The 13,047-nt window shown below is 66.1% G+C and carries 12 protein-coding genes and 2 pseudogenes; 6 read left to right on the top strand and 8 right to left on the bottom strand.

Going from position 1 to position 13,047, the window contains the following annotated elements:
* Nucleotides 1-129 precede the first annotated feature (129 nt).
* From BSE24067_RS22050 to BSE24067_RS22035, 4 genes are all read left to right on the top strand, one after another.
* The gene (locus BSE24067_RS22050) at nucleotides 130-333 is read left to right on the top strand and encodes a DUF1289 domain-containing protein (protein ID WP_006493160.1); all 204 of its coding nucleotides are present in this window, start codon (nucleotides 130-132) and stop codon (nucleotides 331-333) included.
* 639 nt (nucleotides 334-972) lie between these two features.
* Nucleotides 973-1,614, top strand: coding sequence for a DUF1120 domain-containing protein (locus BSE24067_RS22045; protein ID WP_244122276.1), 642 nt, complete (start codon nucleotides 973-975; stop codon nucleotides 1,612-1,614).
* A gap of 114 nt (nucleotides 1,615-1,728) precedes the next feature.
* On the top strand, nucleotides 1,729-2,496 hold the full coding sequence (locus tag BSE24067_RS22040; RefSeq protein ID WP_151064789.1) for a fimbria/pilus chaperone family protein: 768 nt from the start codon (nucleotides 1,729-1,731) through the stop codon (nucleotides 2,494-2,496).
* Between the two features lie 29 nt (nucleotides 2,497-2,525).
* Nucleotides 2,526-4,994 (top strand): fimbria/pilus outer membrane usher protein, encoded by a 2,469-nt coding sequence (locus BSE24067_RS22035; protein WP_151064787.1) that lies wholly within the window; start codon nucleotides 2,526-2,528, stop codon nucleotides 4,992-4,994.
* A gap of 70 nt (nucleotides 4,995-5,064) precedes the next feature.
* Here BSE24067_RS22035 and BSE24067_RS22030 read toward each other — a convergent pair whose 3' ends face one another.
* From BSE24067_RS22030 to BSE24067_RS22020, 3 genes are all read right to left on the bottom strand, one after another.
* Nucleotides 5,065-5,706, bottom strand: coding sequence for an OmpW/AlkL family protein (locus tag BSE24067_RS22030; RefSeq protein ID WP_151064785.1), 642 nt, complete (start codon nucleotides 5,704-5,706; stop codon nucleotides 5,065-5,067).
* A gap of 65 nt (nucleotides 5,707-5,771) precedes the next feature.
* Nucleotides 5,772-6,962: an NAD(P)H-dependent flavin oxidoreductase gene (locus tag BSE24067_RS22025; RefSeq protein WP_151064784.1), complete on the bottom strand. Its 1,191-nt coding sequence runs from the start codon at nucleotides 6,960-6,962 to the stop codon at nucleotides 5,772-5,774.
* Between the two features lie 131 nt (nucleotides 6,963-7,093).
* A complete protein-coding gene (locus BSE24067_RS22020; RefSeq protein ID WP_151064782.1) occupies nucleotides 7,094-8,530 on the bottom strand; it encodes an aldehyde dehydrogenase family protein in 1,437 nt (478 codons plus the stop codon).
* 258 nt (nucleotides 8,531-8,788) lie between these two features.
* Here BSE24067_RS22020 and BSE24067_RS22015 point away from each other — a divergent pair, with 258 nt between their 5' ends.
* Nucleotides 8,789-9,154: a hypothetical protein gene (locus BSE24067_RS22015; protein WP_151064781.1), complete on the top strand. Its 366-nt coding sequence runs from the start codon at nucleotides 8,789-8,791 to the stop codon at nucleotides 9,152-9,154.
* A gap of 28 nt (nucleotides 9,155-9,182) precedes the next feature.
* On the opposite strand, the gene BSE24067_RS22010 is transcribed toward BSE24067_RS22015, so the two are convergent.
* Nucleotides 9,183-9,647 (bottom strand): Lrp/AsnC family transcriptional regulator, encoded by a 465-nt coding sequence (locus BSE24067_RS22010; RefSeq protein WP_151064780.1) that lies wholly within the window; start codon nucleotides 9,645-9,647, stop codon nucleotides 9,183-9,185.
* Between the two features lie 133 nt (nucleotides 9,648-9,780).
* Between BSE24067_RS22010 and BSE24067_RS22005 the strand changes: the two genes are divergently transcribed.
* Entirely contained in the window at nucleotides 9,781-10,827 is a 1,047-nt protein-coding gene (locus BSE24067_RS22005; RefSeq protein WP_151064778.1) for a zinc-dependent alcohol dehydrogenase family protein, read from the top strand.
* Nucleotides 10,828-11,038: 211 nt separating this feature from the next.
* Here BSE24067_RS22005 and BSE24067_RS22000 read toward each other — a convergent pair.
* The 4 genes and pseudogenes from BSE24067_RS22000 to BSE24067_RS32625 all read right to left on the bottom strand — a co-directional run.
* Nucleotides 11,039-11,164: pseudogene (locus BSE24067_RS22000) on the bottom strand (hypothetical protein); the annotation flags it as partial.
* Between the two features lie 214 nt (nucleotides 11,165-11,378).
* Entirely contained in the window at nucleotides 11,379-11,750 is a 372-nt protein-coding gene (locus BSE24067_RS32995) for a hypothetical protein (RefSeq protein WP_367647163.1), read from the bottom strand.
* A gap of 347 nt (nucleotides 11,751-12,097) precedes the next feature.
* Nucleotides 12,098-12,583, bottom strand: a complete 486-nt coding sequence (locus BSE24067_RS32630; RefSeq protein ID WP_244130479.1) for a UbiA family prenyltransferase — start codon at nucleotides 12,581-12,583, stop codon at nucleotides 12,098-12,100.
* Between the two features lie 68 nt (nucleotides 12,584-12,651).
* Nucleotides 12,652-12,951: pseudogene (locus BSE24067_RS32625) on the bottom strand (UbiA family prenyltransferase); the annotation flags it as partial.
* Between the last annotated feature and the right edge of the window lie 96 nt (nucleotides 12,952-13,047).

Below are 13,047 nucleotides of genomic sequence, written 5' to 3'. Positions count from 1 at the left end.
ATCGGGTAATCGGCGGCTGTCCATCAGGAAAACAAAGCGGTCGCGAAAGCGGCTGCGCCAGCGCGACCGGGCCGCGTCGCCCCATGCATTAAAATGACGCCCTGACGATTTCACGGCGCGACCCCTCCGATGGCCTCCAATCTCCACGACCTGCCCGACAGCCCCTGCATCGGCGTGTGCTCGACTCTCTTCGACGAAGTCTGCAAGGGCTGCGGCCGCACGGCCGCCGAAGTGTCGAACTGGGTGTTCCTGAGCGACGACGAGAAGCGCGCGGTGTGGGAGCGCATCACCCGCGAAGGCACCGCGATGCGTTTCCAGTACGACAAGCTGTAAGCCGCCCCGCGCCGGCGCATGCCGGCGCGATGCGCCCACCGGCGCCACCGTCCCGGCCCGCCGCTCGGGTCGTCAGTCGACGGGCCGAACCCCGCCCCGGCCCCACCTGCCTCCTGCATCGCCCTTCCTGCATCTCGCGCCGCCTTGCGCGCGTCGTCGCCATCGCCGCGACATCTTCCATTTCCGCTCCTGCCTCCCGCTGTCGGCAACCACCATGGACGCGGCGCCGCCGCGCGCCTGCCGTCGCAATCGTCCGGCGCCGAGCGGCATGCGGAATCGCCGTCATTTTCGACATCGTCCGCTCAGTGCGAATCCATGCCGCTCCGTCTGAATCGAAGCTGAAAAATATCGCATCTGACATTCGTGACGATCAAAACACCATCATGACGCGATAAATCGGATTATTTTGTCGATTAAACGGCGCCAATTTCTCAAAAACAGCCACGAAAATATGTACGAGTACGATTTCAATTCACCAACCGAATTGATAAATTCCACTCGCTCACTTCGAATTACGGCGAGCATTTCATTTTCTTTAATCCAAACGCCGGATAACCGGATCGACATCGGAAATCCGGTCGTTACCAGGAACCCCTTCAGATGAAATTCGTTAAGATGACGAACAAAACCTCGCACCTCGTGATCGCGGGCCTGCTGGCGCTGGGCAGCGCATCGGCGTTCGCCGACTCGTTCGACGTCAAGGTCACCGGCAAGATCAAGCCGGGCGCGTGCACGCCGACGCTTGCCGGCGGCGGCACGTTCGATTACGGATTGATCGGCGTGGCGGAACTCAGCCCGGTCGCGCCCACACTGCTGCCGGTCCTTTCGGATTCGATCGCGATCACGTGCGATGCCGCCGCCCGCGTCGCGCTGACCGCGCAGGATAATCGTGCCGGCACCGGTGCATTTACCGGCAATATCAATTTCTTCGGCTCGTCCAATTCGCCCAGCTCGCAATTCGGCCTCGGCACGGCGAGCGGCAAGAATATCGGCGCCTTTGCCTTCCGCTTTAGAGCGAATACGTTCCAGGCGGACGGCGTTGCGGTCGATTCGATTTATTCGAGTACCAGCGGCGCCACGTGGACGACGTCCAACGGCATCGCCAACAACACCGGCGGCTACGAGTCGTGGGCCAAGAAAGGCCTGACCGTGCCGGTCGCGGCGAAGGTCTTCACCGGCACGCTCGACGTGCAGGCGGCAATCGACAAGACGTCGAACCTCGATCTGAGCAAGGAGATCAACCTCGACGGTCTCGCCACCGTCTCGCTCGTGTACCTGTAATTCCGTTACGCGTCGCTCCATTGACCTGATCGCCTGACAGGCGTCGATCGCGCCGCCGCTTCGACGAAGCGGCGGCGCACCGCACGCCTGCGCCACGCCTAGCCATCCGCCTCCATGAAACTTCCTGCGCGCCACTGCCGGCGGGCGTTACTGCTCGCCCCGCTTCTCGGTTGCCTCATCGGTACCAATACCGCATACGCAATGGGCGTCGTGCCCGAAACGTCGGTCGTGATCGTCGACGAAGCCGACGGCGAAGGAACCGTCTCGGTCAAGAACACGGACAACCATCCGACGCTCCTTCATACGACGATCGAACCGATTCCCGAAGACAACGCCGAATTCGTCATCGCGACGCCCCCGATCGCGCGTGTCGAAGGCGGCGCGACGCAGCTCGTTCGGTTCGTGCTCGCCGGAAACGAACCGCCCAACACGCAGCGCCTCGCGCGCGTGTCGTTCTCCGGCATTCCGCCGAAACGTCCGGGCAAGAACGAGATCCAGACGATCATCCGCCAGAATCTTCCGGTGCTGATCCACCCGCAAGATCTCGCACGCAACGACAAGCCGTGGGAACTGCTGAAGTGGTCGGTCGAAAATGGCGAACTGGTCGTGCGCAACGACAGCCGCTACGTCGTGCGTCTCGAACAGAAGGTGCAGTTGCTGCCGACGCAGCAGATCGTGTCGCTACCGGCCCCGTACGTGCTGGCCGGACAGACGCGCCGCATCGCGCTGGGCGCCGCGGCCGCGACACCCGAGCGCGTGCGCCTCTTCCCCGCCACCGTCTATGGCTTCTCGGTCGAGCACTACGACGCGGTGCTCGCCGCGGGCGCGGCCGATCCGGGCCCGCGCCCAGGCCAAGGTCCAGGCCAAGGCCCAGGTCGATAAGCCGCACGTCCTCGTTTCCCCGATTTGCGATGTCGGACGTCATCCACGTCCGCGACGGTGTGCTCGCGCTCGGGCTGTCCATCGTCGTCGGCGGCATGCCGGGCGCAGCGGCTGCCAGCGCCGGCGGCACGCCGCCCGACTCGCTCGAGTTCGATGCCGGCGCCCTGCGCGAGCTTGGCATCGACGCCGCGGCCGGCCGCTATTTCGCGCGTGCGCCCCGCTTCATGCCAGGCACGGTTGCGGTCCAGCTGACGGTCAACGGCAAGCGCGCCGGCCGGGCCGACGCACGGTTCGGCCACGACGGCAATCTGTGCGCGACGCCCGGCCTGCTGCGGGCAGCCGGTCTCGTCGTGCCCGCCGCGCTGCGCGATGCGTCCGCGGCGGACGCCGGCACCGGATCTCCACCGTGCCACGACTACCGGCACGCCTATCCGCAGGCGATCGTGACGCTGCGGCCCGCCGACGGCGCCATCGACTTCGTCGTGCCGGCCGATGCCCTCGATACGGCTCCACGCAACGGCGACACGTTCGCACGCGGCGGCTTCGCCGCGCTCGTCAACTACGACCTGCTCGCGACGGCCACACGCAATCCGGCCGGCACGTCGCAATACTGGCAAGCGGCGACCGAAGCCGGCTTCAACGCAGCCGACTGGATCGTGCGCAGCAGCCAGATCGCCACGGTCGCTAACGGCCGGGCCGGCGTCGATCATCAGGCCGCGTACGCGCAGCGCACGTTCGCGTCGCTCGGCACGACGCTGCAGGCCGGGCAGATCATCCCGCGCTCGACGCTGTTCGCGGTCGGCCGCATGTTCGGCGTGCAGACGTTTCCCGACGAAGCGCTGTCCGCCGCGCCCGGCCCGGCCGCGCGTGTGACGGGCATCGCGCGCACGCAGGCGCGCGTCGAGGTGCGCCAGCTCGGCGTACTGATCCATTCGTCGCAATTGCCGCCCGGCCCGTTTGCGCTGGGCGCGCTGCCGCTCGTCAGCGGCACCGCGGATCTCGACGTCACCGTCGTCGAGGCGACGGGCGACGTGCAGCGTTTCACCGTGCCGGGTTCATCGCTGCCCGGCGCCGGCCTGGCCGCCGCGCATGGGCTGTCGATCGCGGTCGGCCGCCTGCAGGACGACGGAGACGCGCAAGCCCCGTGGCTCGCGACCGCCACGCGCGGCTGGCAGATCGGGCAGCGTGCACGGGTCAATGGCGGCCTCCTCGTGTCGTCGCCGCTGCAGTCGGGCGCCGCGAGCATCGAGTTCGCGCCGCTTGCCGGCGTCTCGGCCGCCGCGGGTCTCGACGTCAGCCGCAGCGCCGGCCGCCACGGGATGCAGACCCGAGTCGCACTGGCGAGCAGCGGCAACGCGGCATGGAGCGCCAGTGCATCGTTCGTGCGGCGCACGTCCGGATATCGGCAGCTGATCGACGCGGTGAGTTCGACGGATGGATTCACACCGCCGTCGCGCACGCAGTTCGCGGCAACGCTCGGCTGGCGCGATCGGACGCTGGGCATGCTGTCGCTCGACTATTCGCGGATCGCGGTGTTCGGCGGGCCCGCGATCCAGCGCGTCGCCGGCATGTGGACCCGCTCGCTCGGGCGCGGCTCGGTCACGTTGAACGTGAACCGCGCGTTCGGCGCCCGCGGCGGCGCCGGCACGCAGGTCTACGTGACCGCCACCGTCCCGATCGGCACGCGCAGCGTCAGCACGTTCGCCAACGTCTCCGGCGATGCGGTGCGCGCCGGCGCGCGCTATGCCGACACGTTCGGCCGGACCGGAAGCTACAGCATCGCCGCCGACTACGACACCGCATCGCGGTCGCCGTCGCTACGCGCGACGCTCAGCGCGACGCCCGGCCCCGCGCGCACGATCCTGAACGCCGCGCTGTACGGCGCCGAGCGTGCGACGATCGGCATGAACGTGCGCGGCGCGGTCGCGCTGCTCGGCGGCGTCGGCGTGCTGTCTCCGTACGAGATCCGCGAAACCTTCGCACTCGCGCGCGTCGGCGATCGCGCCGGCATCGAGCTCGCCACTCCGTCCGGCCCCGTGTGGACCGATGGGCGCGGCCGCGCCGTCATCGCGTCGCTGCCTGCCTACGCGCAAACACCCATCCGGATCAACACGAAAAGCCTGCCGCGCAACGTCGACGTGAAGAACGGGATGCAAACCCTCGCGGCCGGCCGCGGCGCCGTCGGCCGCGTCGAATTCGCCGTCGAGCAAACGCGGCGCGTGCTGCTGACGGTGACGCAGGCGGACGGCACCGCGCTGCCGGTGCTGTCGACCGTCGTCGACGACCACGACCGCTTCGTCACCGTCACCGGCAACGCAGGCCGGCTGCTGCTCGCGGGCGCGCAGTTGCACACGCCACTGCGGGCCGCGCTGCCCGATGGAACCGTCTGCCGCGTGACGTTCACGCTGCCGGACACGCCGCCTGCGACGGCGCGCTATTACGAGCGCGCCGACGCGCGCTGCGAGCCGCTGTCCACACCCGCCGCGGACGCCGCATAAAAAAAGAGCGGCATGCCGACTGCCATGCCGCCAACCCCAACTCTGTTCGTTTCGCGCGGGCGTATCGTTTCTAGAACTTCATCCCGACGCCCACGCCGACGATCAGCGGATCGATGTGCAGCGTGCCGATGCCCTTGTCGCCGAGCGTCGCGTCGGTGCTCATCCAGATCTTCTTCACGTCGACGTTCAGAAACACCTTCTTCGTGACCTGCACGTCGACGCCGAACTGCAGTGCCGGACCGAAGCTGCTCTTGTTGATCGACACGCCCTCGCCGCCGACGTTGAGTCCGTTGTTGTAGAAGTACGTGTAGTTCAGGCCCGCGCCGACGTACGGACGCACCTTGCCCGCATGATTGAAGTGGTACTGCAACAGCAGCGTCGGCGGCAGCACGCCGACGCCGCCGAGATTGCCGAGGCTCGACGTCATCTGGTGCCGCGACGTGCCGAGGATCAGCTCCACGCCCAGGTAGTCGCGGATCATGTACGTGAAGTCGAGCTCCGGCACGATCGCGTTGTTCACGCCGGTGTTGATCGCACCGAGCGTGCCGCTCGCGCGCTCGTTCGGCTGGATGCTGATCGCGCGCAGCCGGACCAGCACGTCGCCCTGATTGATCCCGTCACCCGGCGACGCCGCGTGCGACAGCGACGGCATCGCGACGAAGCTCGCCGCGACGGCGGCTGCGGTGACACATGTTCGAATCGTTTTATGCATGGTGCAGACCCCTGAAGAATGGATTCCATTCTCCGCGTAGGGTCTTCGTTCCATCTTGATGTTCATCAAGCCAGCGTAAACATCGGACGGTTTGTCGCAGGCTCCGCCGCACGGCCGGTCAGCAGCAGGTCGAGCAGATCGCGCACGCTGCGGATCGCGTTGCCGAACGGCAGCGCTTCGCGGCCGCGGAAGAACAGGCCGTTCGCGACGTCGCCGCGCAACGCGGCCGCGAGCCGCGTGTCGATGCAGAAATGGCCGAACTTCTCGATGCCGTCACGCAGCCCGCAGACGCTCAGGCATTCCAGCGCCGTCGGGCAGCGCTGTCTGAACGCGCCGAGCTTGTCGCGGATGCGCGTCTCGTTGCGCAGGTAGCGATCGAGCCACGGCGTCTTCACCGCGCGCGCGGGCAGTCCGGTGACGCTGACGAATTCGACGATGTCGCCGGGCAGCGCATCGGCCAGCACGCGCTTGAAGTTCGGGTGCGCGTCGCCTTCTTCCGTCACCGCGAACGGCGTGCCGACCTGAACGCCGTTCGCGCCGGCCGCGAGCGCCGCGCGCACCGTGTCGTGACTGTTGATCCCGCCCGCGACGATCAGCGGGATCGTGTCGCGCGCGATGCCGAGCGACGCCATCACCTGCGCGGTCTCGTCGAGCACGCGCGCGAAATCAAAGCGCGGATCGTGCATGTCGTCGATCTGCGTGACGCCGAGGTGCCCGCCCGCGCGTGCCGGATGTTCGATCACGATTGCATCGGGCAGCCGCCGCTTCTTCATCCACTTCTTCAGCACCAGCGCGATCCCGCGGCTGTCCGACAGGATCGGGATCAGCGCGACGTCGCGGCCCTGCGTGAGATCGGGCAGATCGAGCGGCAGGCCGGCGCCCATCACGATCGCGTCCGCGCCCTCGTCGCACGCGACGCGCACGTAGTCCGCGTGCGCGCTCACCGCCTTCATCACGTTGACCGCAATCATCCCGCGGCCGTCACTGTAGGTCTTCGCGAGGCGGATTTCGCGCGCGAGCGCGTCGAGATTCGCGGCCTCGAGCGTCGCGCGGGCCGGATTCGCGCGGCAGCGCGCGAGCAGGTCGGCGTGGTGATGCCGCAGGTCGATGCTCGCGATCGTGCCGAGCGCGCCTTCGCGCGCGACGCTGCCCGCGAGACGGTGCGCGGAGATACCGACGCCCATGCCGCCCTGCACCACGGGTAGCAGCGTGCGGCCGCGAATCACGAGCGGCGGGAAGGAAGTGCGGACGGTCATCTGGAGCCTCGTCGAAACGTCGGAAATCGGAATCGCGATCATCGGCGATCCACCGGCGCGCACCTTGACGGCCGTCAATAAAAAACGGCACGCGAGCGTGCCGTTGCGGGTCATGCGGAATCCGAAGACGTTCAGGCCGGGTGCGCGCGTTTCAACTGCATCGACTTGTACTCCAGATACTCTTCGAGCCCGTACACGCCGTTCTCGCGGCCATGCCCGGACTGCTTGTAGCCGCCGAACGGCGCGGCGGCGTTCCACGTGCCGCCGTTGATGTCGACCTGCCCGGTGCGGATACGCCGCGCGACACGGATCGCGCGTTCGTCGCTGCCCGCCCACACCGCGCCGCCGAGCCCGTACGGCGAATCGTTCGCGATCCGCACCGCTTCTTCTTCGTCGCGGTACGTGATGATCGACAGCACCGGCCCGAAGATTTCTTCCTGCGCGATCGCCGATTTCGGATCGACGCGGCCGAACACCGTCGGCTTCACGAAGAAGCCCTTGTCGAGCCCTTCCGGCAGGCCCGTGCCGCCCGTCACGAGTTCCGCGCCGTCGTCGATTCCGCGCTGGATATACGCGTGCACGCGCTGCTGCTGCGCGGCCGACGCAAGCGCACCGAGGCGCGTCGCTTCGTGCCGCGGATCGCCCGCGACGTACGCTTCGGCCGCCGCCTTCGCGATCGCGCGCGCCTCGTCGTAGCGCGCCTCCGGCACCAGCATCCGCGTATGCGCGGAGCAGGTCTGGCCCGCGTTCAGGTAGCACGCGTTGACCGTGCCCTTCACTGCCGCCGCGAAATCGGCATCGTCGAGAATCACCGACGCCGACTTGCCGCCCAGCTCCAGCGCGACGCGCTTCACGCTCGCTGCCGCGAGCTCGGCCACGCGCTTGCCCGCGCGCGTCGAACCCGTGAACGACACCATGTCGACGTCCGGATCGGTTGCCAGCACCTCGCCGACGACCGGGCCGTACCCGCACACGAGGTTGAACACGCCCGGCGGCAGGCCGGCTTCGTGAATCGCGTCGGCGAGCATGAACGCGTTGAGCGGCGCGACTTCGGACGGCTTGAGCACGACCGTGCAGCCGGCCGCGAGCGCCGGCGCGACCTTCAGCGTGATCTGGTTCAGCGGGTAGTTCCACGGCGTGATCGCCGCGACGACGCCGACCGGCTCGCGCACCACCAGCGAGTTGCCGACCTTCGCGTCGAATTCGAACGATTCGGCGAGCTTCGCATATGCGTTCCAGTTGTAGATCGGGCCGCCGACCTGGATCGCGCGCGACAGCTTGATCGGCATCCCGACTTCGCCGGTGATCGACTGCGCGAGTTCCTCGCTGCGCGTCTGCAGCCGCTCGACGATCTTGCGCAGGTAGCCCGCGCGCGTCGCGGCCGGCGTCGCGGCCCATGCGTCGAAGGCGGCGCGCGCCGCGCGGATCGCGTCTCGTGCGTCCGATGCGACGCCTTCGGGAATCCGGCCGATCACGGCCTCGGTGGCCGAGTCGATCACGTCGATCGTGCCCGTTCCGGCCGGTTTGCGCCATGCGCCGTCGATGTAGAACGCGTCGTAGATTTTCATCGCTTCCTGTCTCCCGGAAAACGGCCATTCTAGCGAGTGTCGTGCGGCCCGGCGATCGCACCGGGTCGCACCGCGAGCGAATGCGCGCCGCCGCACGGCGGCGACGCGGCGACGGCCGCCGGCGGCCGGTTTCAGCGCGCTTGCGGCATCCGCGCCACGCCGGCGCGCCACGTGGCGCGCATCGTGCTATGTTTTTAATATCGGCGCCGGCCGCTGCACGCCGCGCCACCCGGAATCGATGCTTTCGTAAGCGCTGCCATGACCGATGCACCCCACAACCTCGGCTCGCAAGATCGGCTGGAACTGCTGTGCTGGCTCACCTGCGGCAATCTCGGCTCGTTTTACCTGAACGAATCCTGGCCCGACGCAGCGTTCCAGGTGCAGGCCGCGCACCGTTGGCTGGACCGCCATCACCGGCAGGCCGACTGGCTCGCGATCGCGAAGCTGGCCGCGCTCGCGCAGGACATCGCGAAGCGGCACGCGGACTTCGTCGACGCGTCGTGGGCGCGCGACGCGGTCGAGGAAATCGTCGATACCGACGACCTCGACTACCGCGCGAAACTCGTGCAATGGGTGTACGAAGACTGCTGCAAGGCGCTCGCCGACAAACGGCTGGCCGACTGAGCGGATCCGCAAGCGCCGCGGCGCGCCGTCACGCGATCGGCAGCCGCTGCGTCGACTTCAGCTGCCGCAGCGACAGGTTCGAACGGATGCTCAGCACGCCCGGCAGCTTGCGCAGCACCCTTTCGACGAAGTGGCTGTAATCGTCGAGATCGGCGGCCACCACCTGCAGCAGAAAATCCGCCTCGCCGGTCGTGTTGTCGCACGCGAGCACGTTCGGGCTCGCGTCGATCAGGCGCTCGAACTCGGCCGTCACTTCCTCACTGTGCTGCGTGCAGACGATCTGCACGAACGCCATCACGCCGAACCCCAGCTTTCTGCGGTCGAGCCGCGCGTGATAGCCGGCGATCAACCCCGCTTCCTCGAGCCGCCGAAGTCGGCGCCAGCAGGAGGTCTCGCTGAGCGAAAACGCTTCGGCGAGCCGCGCGTTCGATACGCGCCCGTCCTGCTGGAGCATGTCCAGCATCCCGCGATCGATCCTGTCCAGTTGTTCCATGAAAGCTCCTTGCGGCAAGCGCGCGATAGTCGCAAGGCTATCGCGGAAATACCCGATTTTCAATCGAATAACGAAAGAACAATCCAGTCTTTCCGGACTATATTGAAACAGTCATTCGACTCAGGAGGAGATAGTGAAAGCTGTTGTCTATGAAGCCTTCGGCGCCGCGCCGCGGCTGATGAACGTCGACGATCCGGCGCCGGCGCCTGACGGCGTCGTGATCGAGGTCAAGGCGACCGGCGTGTGCCGCAGCGATTGGCACGGCTGGATGGGGCACGACCCGGACATCGTGCTGCCGCATGTGCCCGGCCACGAACTGGCCGGCATCGTCGTCGCGGCCGGTGCGTCGGTCACGCGCTGGAAGGCCGGCGATCGCGTCACCGTGCCGTTCGTCGCGGGGTGCGGCCACTGCCCGGAATGCCACTCCGGCAATCAGCAGGTATGCGAGCAGCAGTTTCAGCCCGGCTTCACGCACTGGGGCTCGTTCGCCGAATACGTCGGCATCCAACACGCGGACCTGAATCTCGTGCGGCTGCCCGACGCGCTCGATTTTCCGACCGCCGCGAGCCTTGGATGCCGGTTCGTGACGTCGTTTCGCGCGGTGGTCGACCAGGGCCGCACGTCGGCCGGTCAATGGGTCGCCGTGCACGGCTGCGGCGGCGTGGGGCTGTCGGCGATCATGATCGCGAATGCGATCGGCGCGAACGTCGTCGCGATCGACATCTCCGAGCGCGCGCTCGCGCTTGCGCGGTCGGTCGGCGCAGTGGCGACCGTCAATGCGGCGGAAGTCGCCGACGTCGTCGACGCGGTGAAGGAGCTCACACGCGGCGGCGCGCACGTGTCGCTCGACGCGCTTGGCCATCCGACCACCTGCTTCAACTCGATCAGCAATCTGCGCCGCCGCGGCAAGCACGTGCAGGTCGGGTTGATGCTCGGCGAGCATGCGACGCCGGCCGTGCCGATGAGCAAGGTCATCGCGCACGAGCTGGAGATTCTCGGCAGCCACGGGATGCAGGCGCATCGGTACGACGCGATGCTCGACATGGTGCACGCCAGCAAGCTCGCGCCGAGCCGGTTGATCGGCAAGGAAATCCGCCTCGGCGAGTCGATCGACGCGCTGATGAACATGAACCGGTTCGAAGGCGCGGGCGTGACGGTCGTGACGGATTTCTCGGGGTGACGGCGTCCGCGCCGCCGGTGCCGGTGTTCGTGGCTCGCGGTCCCGCATGCCGAATCGCCCCCGGCGCACGACGCGTCGGCTTCGCGCTTTCGGCGCGCGCGGATTCTGTCGCCGCGTGACGGCGAACGCTGGGCCCGAATGCGACAAAGCCCGCCAGACTTGCACCTGACGGGCTTTCGTTACACCGGCGCGGGCATGACCGCCCGCGCGCTTATTCCTGCCCCTGGCTCGCGAGGAACTCCTCGTAATTCCCGTCGAAGTCGAAGAGCGTGCCGTCGGTGCGCACTTCGATGATCCGGTTCGCGAGGCCGCTGACGAACTCACGGTCGTGCGACACGAGACCCCTTTCATGTTCTTAATCAACCACTTGGAGAGCATGAATGGCCACAATCACCCTGCGTGGGACAAAATGGCAAGTCAAAATTCGCCGTAAGGGGCAGCCTAGCCTGTCCGCAACCTTCGTCAGCGAGGAAGCCGCTGAGCGTTGGGCTGAAGAGCACGAGCACGGCGATACGATCAAACCTGTCGAGACTGGTCCAACTGTCGGGGACCTATTTCGGAAGTACATAGCGCACCCAATGCCCGACAAGCGGTCGAGCGAATGGGGCCGGCGAACTTTGCAACGCCTGCTCAAAAGGGAAATCGCCCCAAATCCCCGTGGTTCGAACCTGCATGCTGCCGCACGCCGGACATGGGGTCGGCACGTGCATCGGCGCATGGATTTTGTCAAAATCGGACAGCAACATTTTGCTAAGTTGCCGATCTTCCTCGACCGAATCGGCAGCGTCTGCACCGCTTGTCAGCGCACTCACCGTTGCGAAGCGACCGCCGAGGACGATGTGTCGCGCCTCCGTCGCGTCGATCGACAACCATCGTTTGAAATCCTTGACGGCGGTGCTAATTGCTGGCGCATCCATTCCCAACTGCCGAGCCGCTTCCGCCCAGCTCAACGGTTGAAAAAGCAGCGATATGAACGCATCGATGTGTTCGACCGCCCGATGTGCAAGCGGCGTGAAACCGAGGCGGTTGAAATACTGGCCGCAGCCTCTGCAAATGTAGGTTGGCAGCCGTCCAGCGTACCGATGCGTATATCCCTTTTTGTCGATCGCCGTTCATTTACAGCGCGGGCACGACGGAACAGGGTCTGCGTCGGGCGACAGCAAAGCCATCGGCTCACCATGATTTCCGCTGCAACCGCCCCCGCGACGATTCGGTACGTGTATAGCAGTGACAAGACGAGCACATCGAGTAGCACCACCGAATTCAAGCGCTAGCTGTACGCGGTCGTAAGGAGCAGATAGAGCGCGAACATGCCCGTAAATTCAGCGGACACTGCCAACGCCAAGGCAAACGCCAATGTCAGCAGTAGCGCTGCGCACGCGATACCTTGATTGATCGACAACACCCTGCTCGCAAAGGGACGATTTCGCTTTCTTGGATGTCGGCGATCGTTGTCCAAATCCCAAAGATCGTTGCCGATGTAGGTTGCTGACGCGCCAAGCGACATTGACAAGAACGCGAGCGCAAGCAAACCGACCTTACCGATATCGAGGAATGCAAAGGCTGTCAGCAGCGGGACGAACAGCAGCAGATTCTTTAGCCACTGGTGAACACGCAGGGCCTTGCACCATGTGGAGAACGTTGCACGTACATTCGTGAACTCGTGTTCGATGGGAACGTGGCTGCGGACATCTGCGGCGACATCAGGTGAAACGCCAGCAAGGACGGCACCTCTCGCACCAGCCCAAACCGGCAAGTCGGCTTGCTATCACCCGCATACACGAAGTGGTTGCCGATCTGCTGGCGAATGCAGGCCAGTTTGGCCTCTCCCTTGAGATTCGTTTCGTCACTGGTAGCAATGACACAATCGAGCAGGCCAAGATGCGTGCTCACACGCTCAGCGATCGAACGATGTGCTGCAGTCGCGAGTACGATTTTTCGCCCGCTCTCACGTTCTCGGGTGAGATAGTCGACAAGCGAATCGCGATACGGAAGCGTTTCCGCTCGAAAATCGGCATGCTCTGCGACCTTGGCTTTAAACGCGGCGCGACCACCAGCGAGCCAGAGAGGCAGTCGCAGTAGGTTCGTAGGTTGTCGCTTGGCGACACGTATCACGGATTCCATCAAGGTATCCGAAACCGTCAACGTGCCATCCAGATCAACGACGAGCGGAAATTTTTTGTCTCTCGCATTTTTTATGACCTGACATTAACAGACCGG

Source organism: Burkholderia latens, assembly GCF_902499045.1.
GTDB lineage: Bacteria > Pseudomonadota > Gammaproteobacteria > Burkholderiales > Burkholderiaceae > Burkholderia > Burkholderia latens.
Note: the sequence above shows the minus strand (reverse complement) of the source record. Positions and strands in the feature narration are given on the sequence as shown.